A 19,010-nucleotide genomic window follows, 5' to 3' on the forward strand; every position below is an offset into this window, starting at 1 on the left:
ATGCATTTTGATTCAATCGGCGACTTTTTCGCGATGGGCGGATATGCAGGCTACGTTTGGAGCGCATTCGGCATTACTTTTCTATCACTTATTATTTTGCTTTTAACCAGTTTGTCTCGTGGCAAGACGCTTCTTAAAGAAGTGCAAGCCAAAGTGGATAGACAATCGCGCATCGATGCCGCGAAAAATATGGAGAATACATTATGACCCCTAGGCGCAAGAAAAGGCTTGGTATCATCTTGGCTATTTTTATTGGTATTAGTGCTACCGTGGGACTCATTCTTTATGCGTTAAACCAAAATATGGATTTATTCTATACCCCTACAGAGCTTGTTAACGGCAAACCGGATGGCTCTAAGCCTGAAGTGGGTCAGCGACTGCGTATTGGTGGTATGGTGGTGGATGGTTCTGTTAGGCGTGATAATGAATCGCTAAGAGTCAGCTTTGATCTTGCCGATGTAGGACCGAAAGTAACCGTCGTCTATGATGGTATCTTGCCAGACCTTTTCCGTGAAGGGCAAGGCATAGTCGCTCAGGGTGTCCTGGTTGACGCTACCACGATTGAAGCGTTTGAAGTACTGGCAAAGCATGATGAAGAATACATGCCGCCTGAAGTCGCGGAAGCGATGAAAAAAACTCACGCGCCACTTGAATACTCTTCTGAACAAAAACAAGGAAGCGGTCAATGATTGCTGAAATTGGGCATTTTGCCCTGATACTGTCGCTGAGCCTTTCGGTTCTGCTCAGTATCTTGCCGCTAATCGGCGCCTCAAGAAACAGCACGATGCTGATGAATACCGCAAGACCACTGTCTTGGGGTATGTTCTTAATGCTACTGATGTCTTTCGCCATTTTATTATGGGCGTTTTACAGTAACGACTTCACACTGACCTACGTGGCCAGTAACTCCAACACCATGTTGCCTTGGTATTATCGGTTAACGGCGGTATGGGGTGCACACGAAGGTTCACTGCTGCTTTGGGTATTGATCCAAGCGGGTTGGACGGTCGCGGTTGCAACGTTTAGCCGTGGTATGCCACAAGAATCGGTGGCTCGTGTGTTAGCCGTGATGGGTATGATTACCGTCGGTTTCTTACTGTTTATCATCGTTACCTCGAATCCTTTTTTACGCACACTGCCTTTCTTCCCTGTTGATGGTCGTGACTTAAATCCATTACTGCAAGATCCTGGTTTGATTATCCACCCGCCAATGCTTTATATGGGCTATGTGGGTTTCTCTGTTGCGTTTTCTTTTGCTATCGCATCATTGATGACTGGTCGCTTGGATACGGCGTGGGCACGTTGGTCTCGTCCTTGGACGACCGCGGCGTGGGTTTTCCTCACAGTGGGTATCGCTCTAGGTTCGTGGTGGGCTTACTATGAACTTGGCTGGGGTGGCTGGTGGTTCTGGGATCCAGTAGAGAATGCGTCATTTATGCCTTGGTTGGCGGGTACAGCGTTAATGCACTCATTAGCGGTAACCGAAAAACGTGGCACATTTAAAGCGTGGACCGTGTTGCTGGCTATTTCTGCATTCTCATTGAGCTTGCTGGGCACGTTCTTAGTTCGTTCTGGTATTTTAGTTTCGGTTCACGCGTTTGCTTCCGATCCGTCACGTGGAATGTTCATTTTAGGTTTCCTCGTCTTTGTTATCGGCGGCTCATTATTGCTGTTTGCGCTGAAAGGCGCGTCGGTACGTGTTCGTGGCAACTTTGACCTTGTCTCCCGCGAAAACGCCTTGCTAGGTAACAATATCTTACTGATTGCCGCGTTAGTGGTTGTCCTTATTGGTACATTGCTGCCACTGGTTCATAAACAAATTGGTTTGGGTTCAGTGTCGATTGGCGCACCATTCTTCAATATGTTGTTTACTTGGCTGATGGTACCTTTTGCGTTCCTGCTTGGTATTGGTCCTTTGGTTCGCTGGAAGCGTGACAACTTGTCTAAGCTGGTGAAACCAATGCTCATCTCGGGCGCGATTTCTTTGGCGTTCTCTGCCTTGATGGTCGTACTACTGGCTGAGTTCTTCACCGGTCTTGCTTTCCTAGGTTGGGTGATGGCGATGTGGATCATTACCATGCATGGCTTTGAGCTTCACCAGCGTGCGACGCACCGTCACAGCTTTGTTGAAGGGGTGAAGAAACTGCCTCGCAGCCACTGGGCGATGATCATGGGTCACTTAGGTCTTGCAGTGACTGTGATTGGTATTGCTATGGTGCAAAACTACAGTGTTGAACGTGACGTACGTTTAGCGCCGGGTGAGCATTACCAAATCAACGATTATGATTTCTACTTTAAAGGCTTACGTGACCACGACGGCCCTAACTATGACGGCTATATTGCTGATTTTGAAATTACCAAAGATGGCAATTACGTCAATACACTGCATGCGGAAAAACGTTTCTATCGCACCGCAAAATCGATGATGACAGAAGCGGCGATTGATCGCGGCGTCACTCGTGACCTGTACATTGCCATGGGTGAACAGTTAGATGATGGTCGTTCTTGGGCTATTCGTATCTATCACAAACCGTTTGTACGTTGGATTTGGCTAGGCGCGATATTCATGTCGATTGGTGGCATCTTAGCCATTAGTGACAAGCGATACCGCTTCCGTAAGCCAGGCACGCAAGAGGAGGAAGCGTAATGAATAAGAAGATTCTGTTTATTCCTTTAGTGCTCTTCTTGATCTTAGTAATGGTTTTTGCGGTTCAATTGGGCCGTAACTCAGCCGGAGATGACCCAACTAAGCTTGAGTCGGTATTACTAGGCAAGCAAGTGCCAGAGTTTCGTTTGGAAGACCTAGTTGAACCAGGCAAACTCTATGACCAGTCCATCTTTAAAGGTGAGCCACTGCTTCTAAATGTGTGGGCGACGTGGTGTCCAACTTGTTACGCTGAGCATCAATACCTCAATGAGCTTGCGTCTGATGGCGTTAAGATTATTGGTCTGAATTATAAAGACCAACGCAACAAAGCGGTGCAATGGCTACAAGAGTTGGGTAACCCTTACTTAATTAGTTTGTTTGATGGTGACGGTATGCTCGGGTTAGATCTGGGTGTGTATGGCGCGCCAGAAACCTTCCTCATTGATGCAGATGGTGTGATTCGTTATCGTCATGTCGGTGATGTGAACGCGCGTAATTGGAGTGAGAAACTTCAACCGATGTATCAAGAGATGTTGCAGGAGGCGAAACAATGAAAAAGTGGTTAATCGCTGGTATGTCTGCGCTGATCTTAGCTTTTTCGGTTCACGCAACGATTGAAATTCATGAATTTGATTCCATGGAGCAAGAGCTACAGTTCAAAGAATTGAGCAATACGCTGCGCTGTCCAAAATGTCAAAACAACACCATTGGTGACTCTAACGCAGAGTTGGCGCAAGATTTACGCCAGAAAGTGTATGAAATGACAAAGGACGGTAAATCAAAGTCAGAGATAGTGGATTACATGATTGCTCGTTACGGTAATTTCGTGACTTACAACCCTCCATTTACAATAGGTACGGCCATTTTATGGGCAGGACCATTGTCAGTGGTGTTAATTGGTTTTGGTATGATTGTACTGAGAAGTAGAAAGACCAAAGCGAAGGTTGAGCAGCCTGCAGCGCAGTGGAGTGAAGAAAAAGAAGCGGAACTCAACGCCTTGCTGGACGAAAAAAAGACTGAGGAAAAGCAATAATGACATTATTTTGGATATCGACTGTCGCATTGGTCGTTGTTGCTTGCTTAATGTTGGCAATTCCATTGCGAAGCAAGAAAGCTAATATTGACGCACAGTTACGTGACGATCTTAACAAGGCACTCTATAAAGACCGTTTGTCCGAGTTAGCCATTGAGGATGATGAAGGCTTGGTAGACAACCAGCAAGATTTGGTTTCTGATCTAAAGCAGTCGCTTCTTGATGACATTCCTAAGCAGGATGAGCAGCAACAAAGCCATGTTTCTCCAATGGCAGTATTCATCCCATCGGCGATTTTGATCGTTGGCTTGAGTTACGGTATGTACGTTGCATTTGGCGCCGCGGACAAAGTGACAAACTGGCAAGAGGTTTCGGCTAATTTACCTGAGTTATCGAAAAAGCTAATGGCGGGCTCCGCGGAACCGATGACGGAAGATGAAATGCAGGATCTGACACTTGCGCTTCGTACTCGTCTTCATTATCAGCCAGCCGATTCTACTGGTTGGTTACTACTAGGGCGCATTGCACTTGCCAACCGTGATGTGACAACGGCGACGGATGCGATGGAAAATGCTTATCGACTAGAGCCAGCCAACACCGATGTGCAGCTTGGTTTTGCGCAAGCGTTGATGATGTCTCAAGATGAGATGGACCAAAACCGCGCTCGTGGCTTATTGACGGGTTTAATCAAAGAAGACTACGTGGATTTACGTGTGTTTTCGTTGTTAGCATTTGACGCGTTTGAGCAAGAAGACTTTGCGGGTGCCGCTCGATACTGGGGCATTATGCAGCGCTTGATTGGGCCAGATGACAGTCGCTATGAAATGCTAACGCGAAGCATTGAAAGTGCAGAAGCTCGCCTAGGTGAGTCTAGCAAGAAAATGGGTCAGGTTAGTGATAATGCTGTGGCGGTGACGATTACCGTGTCCCCTGACATGGCAGCGAATCCTACCTCATTCTTAATTGTTTCTGCGCATACGGCAGATGGTGCTCCGATGCCAGTTGCTGCGGCACGTTATCCTGTAGGGACATTCCCACGTACAGTCGTATTGGACGATAAAGATAGCATGATGGAAGGGCGTAAATTATCCGACCTAGATGGGTTGATGATTCGTGCCCGCATTGACAGTGACGGTAATGTCTCAACTCGTGCAGGCGACTGGTATGGTGAAAGCCAACCTGGAAAACTGGGTGACACCATAGAGGTGGATATTAACCAACAGTATTAACCAGCAGCATTGACGAACGGGATTAACTAACAATCGAATGACTTTGCATTGATATTGAATATCCATCGAAATTTGTGTATCGATTGTTATTAAATTGCATCTTGGTTGTCACTAAACCTAGAATGCTCGTATACTAGGATGTATACTCATTCAGAGTGGTAACAGTGGCAACCGAGCGTAAGCCTTCTATTAATCGTTCGTTAAATCAGACGGTTATAGACTAAAAAAACAACATAGCTCAGGTTGCAACGTCTTATGGAAGAGGTTATGCAATCAGCATTAACCGGCAAAAAGGTATCACTTTTTGCCGTTTTTGTTTCTAGCGTATTTCTAGCGGGTTGCAGTTCAGCACCCAGTGAAGCGGAGCAATCCGTTAACGTTGAAGAAACGTCAATAAAGAATCCCCCAATATCAGAGAGCAGTGATACTGCCCAGCCTGAACCTATCGGCGCACCCGAAATAGTAGCCAGTCAAGATCCCAAACCTGCCGCGGTGGCTGATGATCCAGAGACCGATTCTGATGTCTACGATCCTATCGAAGGGTTTAACCGCGTCATGTGGGACATCAACTACGATTACCTTGACCCTTACTTTGTTCGCCCTGTTTCGCTTGCCTATGTTAACTATACGCCAGACCCGGTTCGCCTTGGGGTACGCAATTTTCTGGCGAACCTTGATGAGCCGTTTAGCGCCGTGAACAATGCCGTGATGGGCAATGGGGGCAAAGCGCTTGATCACTTTAACCGTTTTTGGATTAACAGTACCTTAGGCTTGCTGGGTTTTATTGATATTGCCTCAGCGGCAGGAATTGAAAAGCGCAGTAAAAAAGAGTTTGGTGATGCCATTGGTCACTACGGGGTAGGTCATGGTCCGTATATTATGGTCCCTGGTTATGGGCCGACCGCGGTACGCTCGTTTGCAGATACCGTCGATGGTTTTTACCCACCTATCTCATACCTTAACTTTTGGGCGAGCTTCGGTAAGTGGGCGCTAGAAGGCATGGAAAAACGTGCGCTGTTAGTGCCTCAAGAAGCAACATTAGAGCAGTCACCTGATCCTTACGCGTTGACGCGAGATATTTATATTCAGCGCCAAGACTACAATGCTGAAGTGATCACTGATGAAGTAGATGAAGAGCAAGAAGCCTATATTGATGATTACTTAGAAGACTTTGAGTAGAGAAGTGCAACGATTTAAATATTGGTTTATCGGTTGATACATTAAAAAAACGCCACTCGTAGAGTGGCGTTTTATGATTGGTATGGATATTAGAAGCGGTAGTTTGCTTGGATGCCTGCAATCCACACATCACCAGAGATTTCGCCAGTGAAACCGCCGTATAGCATATCGGCTAGACCGTCCGAGGGAACACGCGGCTCGTCGATCGTAGCCGTTCGCGCCATGATATAAGTTAAACCACCATCGATAGTAAACTGCTTGCTGAATGCGTAGCTTGCGCCTGCACTAAGCCAGGTACGATCAGTTTCTGGAATTGTGGTTGTACGGTATTTGTCATCGACTGCCGACATGTCATACGCAATACCACCACGAAGCGTGACTTTTTTGTTTAAGTTGTATGTGGAACCAACCGCGAAGCGGTAGCTGTCTTTCCAGTTTTCATCTTTAATTTCAGAGCTAGAGCCATCTGCGAATTCAGCGGTTAACTTGTCAAAGCTGCTCCATTGTGTCCAGTTAATACTAGAGTGGACCGCCCATTGAGGTGTTAATTGGTGGAATGAAGACAATTCTGCTGTTGCAGGGAGAGCAATGCTGAGTTTTCCATCTTGTTTACCACTAAAGCTGAAGCCTGCGCCTTCGCCATAGCCATCAAAGTCCATAGTGACTTCAGATTTGTAGGCAAAACCAATACGGTTAGATTCATTAATCTGCCAAGCTGCACCCAATTGGTAACCCCAAGAAGAATCAGTGCCTTCAACGTATTTAAGATACTCACCTTTATCAATACCAGGAATATTACCATTAGGAGCTGTTGCTCCAATTTTGCCTTCACCTGTGACAAAGCGGATACCGCCACCAATGCTTACGGCATCAGTCACTTTGTAACCAAGGCTTGTCACGGCTTCTACTGTCATGACCTTAGCTTCGTTACCGTATTGAGTAGCGCCAAAATTACTATCGAGCTCGGTTTCCATACCGTAGTTAGAGCTTAGCGCCAAACCAACAAAGTAACGATCATTGAGTTGGTGAGAGAGGTACAGGTTAGGCACCGGTGCGCTATGCGCAATATCTTTTGCTTCTGTGTATCCAGTATCAGCCGTTCCCTTAACATCAATATTCGGTTCAACATACAACACGCCACCTGAAATCTGTGTGCCTTCGAGGTACGTCAACATGGCTGGGTTACGCCATTGTGCACTGGCATTATCTGCCATGGCTGCTTCACCAGCGTATGCGCGTCCAAGACCTGTTGCCGAGTATTCCGCTAGTTGGAAACCTGCAGCAGCAGCTTGAGTTGAAGAAAGTAATCCTAAAACCACTGCGATGGAAAGGGGAGTACGTGTTGATATTGTCATTATTGTTCGCTCAATGTTTTCTATTTTGAGCGGCGATTGTATTTTTAGAGTAAATGCTTTAAAACAAATTTATCGTCAAAGTGACCTTTTTGGAGTTATATTTTGCCAGGGTGGTATTTTTTGGGTGAATAAACCGGTTGTTAAGGGCTTGTTTCAAAATCTCAGCGTACACTTGTAAGATAATGTAAAAGGAAGGTATGACCAGTTAAAGTGATAATCGAGGTCAAAAGAGCGCTATTACAGGAGATATGAAAGGTTCAGTCGTAAAAAAGGGCCGGAAGTACCGACCCTTTCTGTTGCTAGCATGTTAACGTTGAATGGTTAACTTTGGTAGCGCATTAGAAGCTGTAGCTGTATTGGATACCGGCTAGGACAGCGTTAGCTTGGGTTGTTGCTGTTAGTGTTAATGGTCCTGATGTCTCAGTTACGTTCACATCTTTACCCATTAGGTATGTAATACCAAAGTCGACCGTGTGATGTTGCTTAAAGTGATAACCAAAGCCTGCAGATAGCCATTGACGATCTGAATCAGGAACTGAGATTGATGTGTCTTTGTCTTGTGCTGCGGTGTCATACATATAGCCAGCACGTAATGTCCACGCTTCGTTTAGGTAGTATGTTCCACCAATAGCAGCATGATATCCATCTTTCCAGTTATATTCTTTAAGAGGGACACCGCCACTAGTTTCTAAGGTGTCAAACACACTCCAGCCGATCCATTGTAAGCTATAGTGAACGGCAAATTTAGAGTCTTGAATTTTATGGTAACCAGAAAACTCGAGCATACTAGGAAGTGCAAGCTTGAGATCTTGCCCATCTATTAGGTTAGTGCCGGGTGGAAGTTGTCCGCCACTTGCAACCGTACCGTCTAGGTATAAATCACCAGAGGCGCTAATTTCCGGACTGTAGTGATACGCTAACCCGAAGCGATTGTCTTCATTTAGCTCAAAGACAGTGCCCAAGTTAAAACCAACCCCAACCCCACTTGCATCTATATTAAGAGCAGTATCGACCGGAGCAGGTTGACCAGTTTTACGTTCTAACTTACCGCTGCCTTGAATAATATCTATGCCGGCACCGATGCTCCATTGCTCATTTACTCTGTACGCAGCATTCAGTGTGTAATTGATACTAGCAATCTCTGTGGTACCCCCAAACACTGTAGAGCCAGTTGTTGCTCCAAAACTATCATCGAAATTGTTATTAGTACCAAAATTAGAGTAGATACCAGCGCCAAGTGCCCATTTGTCATTTAAGCGGTGAATATAATAAATATTTGGCACTGGAGTGCCGCTTGAGTTGTTTACATCAGGCTCAGAACCACCACTAGGTCCTGTGATATCTTTAATATCAATACTAGTCTTAATATAGTTCACACCACCAGAAAATTGGTGCGAATCAAATAGAGTCATTGCTGCAGCATTACGAGCCATTACTGAAGCATTATCGGCGATAACCGCATCACCAGCAAAAGCACGGCCTAGGCCGGTTGCAGATTGAGCGTTAAGTTGGAAGCCAGCAGCTGCCACTTGGTGGGAAGCAAGCGTGAGTGATGACACGGCCACTGCTAGGAGCGTTTTTTTATACAGACGCGAAGTTGTCATTTATATACATCCTTTATGTAATCGCCTCTATGGGCGTTATTGAATTGAGTTAATACTCAATTTTGGGGCTGATCCTAATCGCTAGTATAGGTAATAGAAATCAGACCAGTAATAAAAAATGGCTAAAAAGTATATAAATGACGTGTATCTGGCATGAAAAGCATCGAAAATGCTTATATTTAGAGTTTGTACTCTAAAAAATAGCATTATTTAGTGGGAACTAAATCGAAAAAGAAGCCTCATCATAAAATGAGGCTTCTTCATGGCACTTTGAGGCTGGTTGGTCGAATTACGTTGCAGGGTTAAGGATCTTTTTTAGATTTTCGCCGATCTTAGTGAAGTCTTCGCCTTTTTCGCCGACTAAAATGAAACTTGCCTCTCCCATTGGTTCAACAAGTCCTGACATGCCATCTTTTTGGAAAAGCTTCGCCTGCTCACTCGGGATTTTGGTAACGAAAAGTGTCACCTTACCTTTCTCGCCCTGAAATACCATGTGCATCGCGTTCGTTCCACCAAAACCACAGTGGTTTAGGTAATAGACGTGATACGGAAATTGCTGGCCGATCTGATAGGCAAACGGCAACAGTTTGGCATTGATCTGCGATTCCGACACTTTTTCATCCAACGGTTCGATAAAGCCCATTTCTTCATGTACGTGCTGGACGGCGGTATCAGAGAGTGACGCATGGGCCGTTGAAACTGCGACGTTGCCCCAATTGACTTGGCCTACCAATAAGCCAAAGGCAAACGCAATGGAGGCGGCTAACGACAGTGCTCGCTTACCAAAGCTGACTTTAACGACGTTACTGCTCGACTGATTAAACAATATCTTATCGGCTAGGTCATCGGGTACATCGACTTTCATCGCTTGCTCAATACGCGCATCGAGCGAGAGGATGTCGTCCATAAATTTAGCGTTGGCGTCATTGTCCTGCATCGCTTTCAATAACTCAGGATCTCTTGCCTTAGGTTCGGACATAATGCGACGACGGAATTCTAATTCATCCATTTTTTTGCCCCCTTGGTGATGCGCTAGACTCCATCATATCTTTGAGCTGATTCCGGGCTCTAAACAGTCGGGTCATGACGGTATTTTTATTTAAGTCGAGTATATCGGCAATCTCTTCACCACTAAAGCCACCAACGACTTGCAGAAAGAGCGGCTCTCGGTACTCAACGTCGAGTTTCATAATCTGTGCTTGAAGCCATTCCTGCTGGTGATGCGGATCATCGGTGACTTTTGCTTCATTACCGAAATCATCAATATCCACCAAGTCAAACTGCTTACGCTCGAAGCGTCTGGCATTTTCACGTCGTAGTATGGTGATGAGCCACGACTTAGCGGCTTTTTCGTCCTGAAGACTGTCGAGTGATTTCCATGCACGAAGACAGGTTTCTTGAACCAAGTCTTCGGCAATGCTTTTGTCCTTGCACAGCCAATAAGCATATCGGAAGAGATCACGATGATAAGCACGCACAAGTGCTTCGTATTTTCTTTGTTTGTCCATATCTAAGTTGACCGGACTATTTGAAAATTTATTTCGAATTTTTTTAATCACTGACACAGGAGCCCCCGTTTTTGCTCTGTGATTGGAGTTTTTGTTACATAAAGCGAGTAAAGTCACTCAAAATTGATCTATTTCAATTTTTCACATGGGGAAGCGGTTATATTACGTCTTGTCATCTCGTTGGTTTTTCGAAACCGACATGTTGAGCAAGATGACACTTCCTTTTGAAGGCTGACTTTACTTTCTCCTAATCAGGAAACTGATTATTTTCAATTGGCGTAAGTTAATTGCTTTATACATTCCGACCACACAACTATTGTGTGGTTTTTTTTTGCCTATCATTTATCGCTTAGCGCCTGTCCCCTTTAGCAAACCAGCCACTGCGATAGCCCGGCTTGTTATGGTGCACTTGCCCAATTACATGCAAGCTAGCACTAAAGCGTCCGATAATATTAAAGCATCTAACAATATTTAAGCATCTAACAATATTTAAGCATCTAACAATATTTAAGCATCTAACAACTACACGTGCCGCTAGTTTCTCTCAAGTGCTTGAAATCTTATATTCAATTTTGGTCGACCATATCACGGAATACAATAAAGACTCGAAGATTTATCAAACGAATGTTTTAAATTCTTAACATCTTCGTTACAATGTCGTGGTCAGACCTCTTATTGAAAGGATAAACTATGAGCAATCAGGATGTGAGGAAGCTCGACCTTACGACTCGCAATGGCGAAAGAATCGCGATTGTTGCAGGGCTTCGTACTCCCTTCGCAAAACAAAGCACAGAATTTGGTCAGGTTCCCGCTGTCGATCTCGGCAAAATGGTGGTGGCTGAAATGATGGCTAGAACGGATATCGATCCAAAGTTGGTGCAGCAAGTGGTGTTTGGTCAAGTGGTGCAGATGCCAGAAGCGCCGAACATTGCGCGCGAAATCGTGTTAGGTACCGGCATGGACATCAACACCGACGCTTATAGTGTAACTCGGGCCTGTGCGACCAGTTTTCAGGCGGCGGCCAATGTGTGTGAAAGCATAATGTCTGGCACCATTGATGTGGGCATTGCAGGAGGCGCGGATTCTTCTTCTGTTTTGCCTATTGGGGTATCAAAAACGCTTGCTGCTAACTTACTGGCTCTTAGTAAAACCAAAACGGTGGGACAAAAGCTGGGTATTCTCAAAAAACTGTCGTTTAAAGACTTGATGCCCGTCCCGCCAGCGGTTGCTGAGTATTCAACTGGGATCTCAATGGGGCAAACGGCCGAACAAATGGCAAAATCTCATGGGATCTCCCGTCTGGAGCAAGATGAATTGGCACATCGCTCGCATTCTTTAGCGTCTCAAGCATGGAAAGAAGGCAAGGTAAGGGATGAAGTGATGACGGCTTTCCCTGAACCGTACAGAAAATATTTAGATGAAGACAATAACATTCGCCATGACTCAACGCTTGAAGGCTACGCCAAATTACGTCCGGCTTTTGACCGACAATATGGCACGGTGACGGCGGCAAACAGCACCCCGTTAACCGATGGTGCAGCAGCAATCATGATGATGCGAGAAGGGCGCGCGAAAGAGCTTGGGCTGGAAATTAAAGGCTACATTCGCTCATACGCGTTCTCGGCGATTGGGGTGCATAAAGACATGCTAATGGGCCCTTCTTATGCCACGCCAATGGCATTAGATAGAGCGGGTATCTCACTGTCTGACCTGACGTTGATTGATATGCACGAAGCGTTTGCCGCGCAAGCTTTATCAAACGTGAAAATGTTTGCTAGTGAGAAGTTTGCCAAGGAAAAGCTCGGCCGTGGTCAAGCGATTGGTGAAATTGACATGGATAAGTTTAACGTATTGGGCGGTTCCATAGCCTATGGCCACCCGTTCGCAGCAACGGGGGCAAGAATGATTACTCAGACCTTAAATGAGCTACAGCGAAGAGGCGGCGGATTGGCGTTGAATACGGCATGTGCGGCGGGTGGTCTTGGTGCAGCGATGATTTTGGAGGTGGAATAATGAGTGATCAAAAAGCATTTCAACTAACGATAGATGAACAAAATATAGCCTGGTTGAGCATTGATGTTCCTAACGAAAAAATGAACACACTGCAGGCGGCATTTGCCGATGAAATGGCCGATGTGTTTGTGCAGTTAGAAGAGAAAAAATCAACGCTAAAAGGACTCATTCTACATTCATTAAAACCGGACAACTTTGTTGCCGGAGCCGATGTTCGAATGCTCGCGGCTTGCACTTCTGCAGAAGAAGCGCAGAGTTTGGCGGCGAAAGGGCAAGAGATGTTTGGTCAATTATCGGCGATGCCATTCCCTGTGGTTGCGGCGATTCACGGACCTTGTCTAGGTGGTGGGTTAGAGTTGGCCTTGGCGTGTGACTATCGCGTGTGTACGGATGCGCCAATCACTAAGCTTGGCTTACCGGAAGTACAGTTGGGCTTGCTGCCTGGTTCGGGTGGCACGCAACGTCTGCCAAGGTTGATTGGACTACTTCCTTCACTCGATCTCATCCTTACTGGCAAGCAGTTACGGGCCAAAAAAGCCAAAAAGCTCGGTGTTGTTGATGCCATGGTGCCTGAAACGATTTTGCTGGATGTGGCGAAACAGTTATTAGAAAAAGGCAAAAAACGGAAAGTTAAAAAACTGTCGAACAAAGAAGTGGTGATGGCGGGGACGGGACTTGGTCGCAAGGTCATCTTTGATCAAGCAGCGAAGAAGACGCATGCCAAAACACGCGGCAATTATCCTGCCGCTGATGCCATCTTAGACGTTATTAAATTTGGTTTAGAAAAAGGCATGGAGAAAGGACTCGAGTACGAAGCGAAACGCTTTGGTGAGCTCGTCATGACCTCGGAATCTAACGCGTTGCGATCCATTTTCTTTGCTACTACAGAAATGAAGAAAGAGCGCGGCCGTGATGCGACACCGAAATCGGTGAAGCGTGCAGTTGTACTTGGCGGAGGACTGATGGGGGCGGGCATTACGCATGTTTCTGTCACTAAGGCAAAAGCGTCTGTCCGTATTAAGGATGTGGCAAATGAAGGGATACTCAATGCCCTTAACTACAACTACAAGTTGTTGGAGAAAAAACGTAAGCGCCGCATCATTTCAAAAGCAGAATTACAATCGCAAATGCTGCAAATGGCAGGTGGAACCGACTTTACTGGCTTTGATAACGCCGACATTGTGGTTGAAGCGGTATTTGAAGATTTAGCGCTGAAACAGCAGATGGTCAACGATGTTGAAACGCATGCACGACCAGACACGATTTTCGCTACGAATACGTCATCATTACCTATCCGACAAATTGCCGAACAAGCCGCGAGACCAGAAAATGTGGTGGGCTTACATTACTTTAGTCCAGCAGATAAAATGCCGCTGGTTGAAGTTATCCCTCATGAGACTACCTCTGATGAGGCGGTCGCCACCGCCGTGAGTTTTGCTAAGAAACAAGGCAAAACACCTATCGTTGTGAAAGACCAAGCAGGGTTCTATGTAAATCGAATTTTAGCCCCTTATATGAATGAGTCAGCGAATGTCTTGCTAGCAAACGAGCCTATAGAAGCCTTAGATAAAGCATTGCTGAATTTTGGCTTTCCTGTAGGGCCGATTACGTTACTGGATGAAGTGGGTGTCGACATTGGTGCTAAGATCATGCCGATTTTGGTGGCAGAATTGGGGCAAAGATTTCAAGGCCCAGATGTGTTTGACAAGCTCTTGAACGATGGTCGTAAAGGCAGAAAATCAGGTAAAGGCTTTTACACTTACAAGGGCAAGAAAAAGTCAGTGGATACGTCGGTTTACCGTGTCCTAGGGTTGAAACCAGAGGCGAAACTGTCAGAAAACGAAATCGCGCTACGATGCGTGCTACCCATGTTAAATGAAGCGGTACGCTGCTTGGATGAAGGCATTATTGAAAGCCCGAGAGATGGTGACATTGGTGCGATTTTCGGTATCGGTTTCCCTCCTTTCCTTGGTGGTCCGTTCCGTTATATGGATGCACTGGGTATCACCAAAGTGGTTGAGATGATGAATGAGCACGCCCAGAAACATGGCGATCGTTTTGCCCCTTGCGATGGGTTGTTAACTCGTGCGGGTTTGAACGAAACGTTCTATTAAGAGCCTCTTTTGTTGCCAGTAAACAAACAAAGCCATCAATAATGATGGCTTTGTTATTTTTAACATGTTGCTCGTTATCGTAGCGCAGCTATCCTAAATCTGGGTAGCTATCCTAAATCGGTATCTTTTGGTCTGAGCTGGAATTCGTCAATAGACCCAATTTCTAAGCCAACATTAAGACGTGGTGCGTCACTATGGGCTTTACCCAAGCTATGCATAATCAAACGATTTGCCGTCCTAGGTTTTAGTTCATTGACGACAAAACGAATCATGTCGGCTCTTGTTAGTGTCTTTAACTCTTCAAGCACCTTTTCACGTTGATTAAACTCGGTATCTTTATTGCCTATGGCGACCCAAAGGCGTTGAGCTCGCCCGCGCAGTGTCGTGTCTGGTGTGGAAATTTGGTTCCAAAGCCCTTTCTTACTGCTATGCCATTGATAGTCATCGAGTTCGAACAACACCATGTAAAAGGCATTTAGAAACTCATCAATAGAGCGAATCAGTTCGCTTGGCGCGGCTTTCGGTGATTGCACATACAACACAATACCCGGATGGCGATTAAGCGGCATGTTACCCGTACCCACCATATAGCCGAGCTGCTGCTTGGTTCTAATTTCGTGGAAAAACGTCGCAGACATCAAGTGATTCGCGAGCGTGTACAAGGCGATACTACGAGGGGAAATATCATCACATTGGTGATAGACCACAATCGCAGAGTCTTCTTGGTCGCAGAACATTTCACGTTGGAAGCTGCCATTCTTGCCGAGCATGACTAACGGACGCAGGCTTTCTTCATACTTTTGATTGGCAAGACGCAGCGCATCTTTGAGCGTCGCGGCGATATCAATCGCCCCTTGTCGTTGCCAATCGCCGTAAACAAACATATCGATGTGGAGCTCTGACAAAATAGACTGTACGAACGCGGGAAGCTCATCGACATCAATGGTTTCTAGCGCTTCTATTAGCACTGGATAAGGGGGATTATTCGGCTGCAGTATGCCGCTCATTTGATTGAAGAGTTGTGAAATCGGACGATCTTTGGACGCGTTGTTCCAGCTACGTAATAGCTGAGCTTTAATGCTTTCATAACGGCTTCGGTTAAACTCACGGCTAGCAAAGCGCTGTAAAATCATATTCAGCAATTGTGGTTGCTTCTTACTAAAGCCAGAAATGGATAATGTAACGCCTCCTTGGTGTGCGTACATATCGTAATTCAACCCAGCCACTTCCGCTTCATAGGTTTCTTCAGACAACGAATCTAAGAACATCTCCACACATAGGCGAGTCTTAACAATGTTTCTCGGCGTGCTGACAGAGTGCGGGCTATCTATGGCAATAAATACCACACCTTTGGGTACGTTAAACTCGTGGTCTTGTAGATGCCACAACCTAAAGCCATCTAAGTCTTCCAGCAGTACGGGGAATTCGTGATTAGACTCCGCAGGATAACTACTTAAGTCATAAATAATAAACGGGTTTTTATTTGGTAAAGAAAACGGCAGGCTAGATAGAACGTCAGCTTGTGTCGTACGTTCAGCGCCAGAAAACATGGCTTGTTGCTGGTCGGTAAAAGGGGCCACAGAGTAGGGCGTAAAGTACCACTTTGCCGATTTATCAAAGGTCTGCTCTTTCGCAACAAGGGTGACTTTGAGGTTACTGGCAGTGAGGTAGTTGCCACACTCACGAATAAGGGACTCATCATAATCTGCCATCTTGTAATCACCATACATAATGTCATCAACCTGATAGTTTTGCATGTTCATGACGAGGTGACTGACAAGATCTAATGGTCTAGCGGGCTCTTGAAACTGGAATGCAGACTCCATGACTGCACGTTTTTCAAGGTGACGCCATTCTTGCATACCTTGAGTTTTAATCAGCGCAATAAACTGGAAGACGGACGCGATGATGTCATCGGAGTGCTCAAGGCCTTGCGGCGTTAAGGTCATGCTGACAGAAAACTCTCGGAAGTTACTACCAGAGGCGCCTCCTCCTGCAGAGAGAGACGTGATCCACCCTTTGTTTTTTAGATACAACATCAAGCTGCCTTCCCCTTCATGACCAAGTAAGTTGGCAAAGTAGGAGAGGGGTTTGCTGTGATAATATTGATTGGTCGCTGGCATTGGAAATGCCAATATGAGTCGGCGGATTTCTTTAATAGGCTCAACGCGAATGATCTTTTGCGTTTCTTCTGCCGTCATAAACGGGACATCCACTCGTTTGTCCTGACGCTGTTGGTTTATCACGCCATCAAACTTACTTTCGACCCATTGCTGCAGTTCATCCAGCGAATGTGGACCAATCAGCGCCAATGTCATAAGATCGGCGGAGTATTGCTGCTGGTGGAAGTGCAGGATTTCGTCGCGTATTGACTGTCCGTTTCGGTCACTTAGGGTATCGAGGTTCCCAACGGAAAATTTCGCAAAGGGATGCGCGGGGTTAATGGTTTCTTTTTGGACTTGATATAGGCGGCGACCGTCGTCGTGTAATTTAAGTTTATATTCAGAATCAACGGCTTGTCGTTCTTTGTCTAGCGCTTCTTCATTAAACAGTGGCGCGGAGAAAAACTGGCTAAAGCGATCAAGTCCGCGCTCAAAGGCGTTGGGGTAGATATCAAAGAAAAAACAAGAGTGTTCTGTGCCTGTCCATGCGTTGTTGCTGCCCCCATGCTGGTTAACAAAGGATTGAAACTCACCAACTTTAGGGTATTTTTCCGTTCCCAAAAATAGCATGTGTTCCAAGTAATGGGCGAGACCCTCGCGATCACTTGGATCATCGAAATGACCAACATTAACGGCAAGCGCTACCGCCGACTTTTGAGCCTGCTGATCTTCAATAAGCAGAACTTGCATCGCATTATCTAAGGTAAGGATGCGATAGGATCGGTTATCGTTTGGACTTAGGTGCACTTATCTTCTCCAGATATAAGCGTTGGCAACGGAAGCGTTGCCTCAGTGGTCATAATAGCCTGAATTACGTTTTTTTACGTTTTAGTGACCAAGTTATGACCCGTCTCATTATTGCTACTCACGATATTAATGGCTACACACTATGTTAATCGTTGAGCTGGTAATATAATGAGTAAGTAAAATAATTATGACGTTTAATTTGAGACACGCAAAAATAAAGTTACAAATATTTTTTATTTTACTTATTAAATTGTTAAGAAAGTCGACGCCTTTAGCAAGCTAATTGATATAATTAATTTTTTTATTTTAGAGTAACCGTCTTGTAGAGTCCTGAATACCGACAGGGGCTGACTGATTTGAACAGGTAAACGTATGAAAGTTTTTATAATGCGTCATGGAGAAGCGGTTCATTATGCTGCTACCGATGAAGAGAGAGCCTTAACGTCGCATGGCGAACAGTGTTCTCTTTCTGTTGCACGAGCATGTAAGCAGCAAGGTTTTTCATCTTTTGACCATGTGTTGGTGAGTCCTTATCTAAGAGCTCAGCAGACTTGGAATATGATCAGTGAAGTGTTTAATGCTAAAAAGGTGACGGTGTGTGACGATATCACGCCTTATGGTCAAGCTGAGGATGTGGCGGAATATATTGGTGCATTGAGTAATGTTGAATCACCGGAGTCAATTCTGTTGGTGTCGCATTTGCCTTTAGTGGGGTACCTAACCGCAGAGTTAGTAGGTGACATGAATGCGCCTATGTTTCCAACATCAGGCTTGGCGTGCGTCGAGTATGATGTAGAAAGAAGACAGGGTGAATTGCTGTGGCAGCTTCACCCTTAATAGACGTGCTTACTTTTCAGGAATAGAAAGCAGTACGAGTAACGCACCATCGCCACCAAATTCCAGTGGCGCTTGGTGAAATGCCATGACATCAGGGTGCTGCGCGAGCCAAAGTGGGGCTTTTTTCTTGAGTATGTGTTTGCCAATGCCGTGCATGACGCAAGCACAGTGTATGCTTTCTTTTACGCAATGCGCAATCATGGCACCGAGTTCGCGTTTGGCTTCTTGCTGTGTCATACCGTGCATATCTAAAAACACATCGGGTACGTATACCCCGCGGCGCAAGCGTTTCACTTCGTATGTTGAAACATCATCTCGAGCGTAACGAGTTGGACCCTCTTCATTTAAATGAGGGACAAACTCGTCAGAGAAGTAAAATTCTGCGTCAGAAGCTTCTCGAATGGTTCTTTTCGCTTCTTTCTGTTTCTTATTTCGGTTTGGTTGCTGGACTATGGTATCCTGTTGCAACTTTTTTACGCCCTGTACTTCACCCCTAAAAAGGGCGAAATCGTCATCCGCGTCGGTGTCTTTTTGGCTCATCTTTTAGAAACACTCATTGAACTTCGTTGTTGGGTAGTATTG

The 19,010-nt window shown here is 45.6% G+C and carries 16 protein-coding genes; 10 read left to right on the plus strand and 6 right to left on the minus strand.

Annotated features, from left to right (window positions below):
* From ccmD to M9196_RS07295, 7 genes are all read left to right on the plus strand, one after another.
* Nucleotides 1-207 (plus strand): heme exporter protein CcmD, encoded by a 207-nt coding sequence (gene ccmD, locus M9196_RS07265; protein WP_250616872.1) that lies wholly within the window; start codon nucleotides 1-3, stop codon nucleotides 205-207.
* A complete protein-coding gene (gene ccmE, locus M9196_RS07270) occupies nucleotides 204-689 on the plus strand; it encodes a cytochrome c maturation protein CcmE (RefSeq protein WP_250616873.1) in 486 nt (161 codons plus the stop codon). The genes ccmD and ccmE overlap by 4 nt, the downstream gene beginning before the upstream one ends.
* A complete protein-coding gene (locus M9196_RS07275; RefSeq protein ID WP_250616874.1) occupies nucleotides 686-2,647 on the plus strand; it encodes a heme lyase CcmF/NrfE family subunit in 1,962 nt (653 codons plus the stop codon). Before ccmE ends, M9196_RS07275 begins: the two co-directional genes overlap by 4 nt.
* Complete coding sequence (locus tag M9196_RS07280) at nucleotides 2,647-3,201, plus strand: DsbE family thiol:disulfide interchange protein (RefSeq protein ID WP_250616875.1); 555 nt, start codon at nucleotides 2,647-2,649, stop codon at nucleotides 3,199-3,201. Before M9196_RS07275 ends, M9196_RS07280 begins: the two co-directional genes overlap by 1 nt.
* Nucleotides 3,198-3,680, plus strand: a complete 483-nt coding sequence (locus M9196_RS07285; RefSeq protein WP_250616876.1) for a cytochrome c-type biogenesis protein — start codon at nucleotides 3,198-3,200, stop codon at nucleotides 3,678-3,680. The genes M9196_RS07280 and M9196_RS07285 overlap by 4 nt, the downstream gene beginning before the upstream one ends.
* Entirely contained in the window at nucleotides 3,680-4,909 is a 1,230-nt protein-coding gene (gene ccmI / locus M9196_RS07290) for a c-type cytochrome biogenesis protein CcmI (protein WP_250616877.1), read from the plus strand. The genes M9196_RS07285 and ccmI overlap by 1 nt, the downstream gene beginning before the upstream one ends.
* Before the next feature lie 267 nt (nucleotides 4,910-5,176).
* Complete coding sequence (locus M9196_RS07295; protein ID WP_250616878.1) at nucleotides 5,177-6,088, plus strand: MlaA family lipoprotein; 912 nt, start codon at nucleotides 5,177-5,179, stop codon at nucleotides 6,086-6,088.
* Nucleotides 6,089-6,177: 89 nt separating this feature from the next.
* Here the strand turns inward: M9196_RS07295 and M9196_RS07300 are convergent, their stop codons facing one another.
* The 4 genes from M9196_RS07300 to M9196_RS07315 form a co-directional block, all read right to left on the minus strand.
* Nucleotides 6,178-7,443 carry an outer membrane protein transport protein gene (locus M9196_RS07300; protein WP_250616879.1) on the minus strand — a complete coding sequence of 422 codons (1,266 nt, stop codon included), beginning with the start codon at nucleotides 7,441-7,443 and terminating at the stop codon, nucleotides 6,178-6,180.
* Between the two features lie 338 nt (nucleotides 7,444-7,781).
* On the minus strand, nucleotides 7,782-9,047 hold the full coding sequence (locus tag M9196_RS07305; protein WP_250616880.1) for an OmpP1/FadL family transporter: 1,266 nt from the start codon (nucleotides 9,045-9,047) through the stop codon (nucleotides 7,782-7,784).
* A 289-nt stretch (nucleotides 9,048-9,336) separates the two neighbouring features.
* Nucleotides 9,337-10,056: a DUF3379 domain-containing protein gene (locus M9196_RS07310; protein WP_250616881.1), complete on the minus strand. Its 720-nt coding sequence runs from the start codon at nucleotides 10,054-10,056 to the stop codon at nucleotides 9,337-9,339.
* Complete coding sequence (locus M9196_RS07315) at nucleotides 10,049-10,555, minus strand: sigma-70 family RNA polymerase sigma factor (RefSeq protein WP_250617087.1); 507 nt, start codon at nucleotides 10,553-10,555, stop codon at nucleotides 10,049-10,051. The genes M9196_RS07310 and M9196_RS07315 overlap by 8 nt, the downstream gene beginning before the upstream one ends.
* Nucleotides 10,556-11,245: 690 nt before the next feature.
* Between M9196_RS07315 and fadI the strand changes: the two genes are divergently transcribed.
* Both fadI and fadJ read left to right on the plus strand, forming a co-directional pair.
* Nucleotides 11,246-12,568, plus strand: coding sequence for an acetyl-CoA C-acyltransferase FadI (gene fadI / locus M9196_RS07320; RefSeq protein WP_250616882.1), 1,323 nt, complete (start codon nucleotides 11,246-11,248; stop codon nucleotides 12,566-12,568).
* Nucleotides 12,568-14,682, plus strand: coding sequence for a fatty acid oxidation complex subunit alpha FadJ (gene fadJ, locus M9196_RS07325; protein WP_250616883.1), 2,115 nt, complete (start codon nucleotides 12,568-12,570; stop codon nucleotides 14,680-14,682). Before fadI ends, fadJ begins: the two co-directional genes overlap by 1 nt.
* Nucleotides 14,683-14,789: 107 nt before the next feature.
* Here fadJ and M9196_RS07330 read toward each other — a convergent pair whose 3' ends face one another.
* A complete protein-coding gene (locus M9196_RS07330) occupies nucleotides 14,790-17,591 on the minus strand; it encodes an insulinase family protein (RefSeq protein WP_250616884.1) in 2,802 nt (933 codons plus the stop codon).
* 372 nt (nucleotides 17,592-17,963) lie between these two features.
* On the opposite strand from M9196_RS07330, the gene sixA reads away from it, so the two are divergent.
* On the plus strand, nucleotides 17,964-18,428 hold the full coding sequence (sixA, locus tag M9196_RS07335) for a phosphohistidine phosphatase SixA (RefSeq protein WP_250616885.1): 465 nt from the start codon (nucleotides 17,964-17,966) through the stop codon (nucleotides 18,426-18,428).
* A 9-nt stretch (nucleotides 18,429-18,437) separates the two neighbouring features.
* Here the strand turns inward: sixA and smrB are convergent, their stop codons facing one another.
* Nucleotides 18,438-18,968: an endonuclease SmrB gene (gene smrB, locus M9196_RS07340; RefSeq protein ID WP_250616886.1), complete on the minus strand. Its 531-nt coding sequence runs from the start codon at nucleotides 18,966-18,968 to the stop codon at nucleotides 18,438-18,440.
* Between the last annotated feature and the right edge of the window lie 42 nt (nucleotides 18,969-19,010).

It is taken from the genome of Vibrio methylphosphonaticus, from assembly GCF_023634655.1.
GTDB lineage: Bacteria > Pseudomonadota > Gammaproteobacteria > Enterobacterales > Vibrionaceae > Vibrio > Vibrio methylphosphonaticus.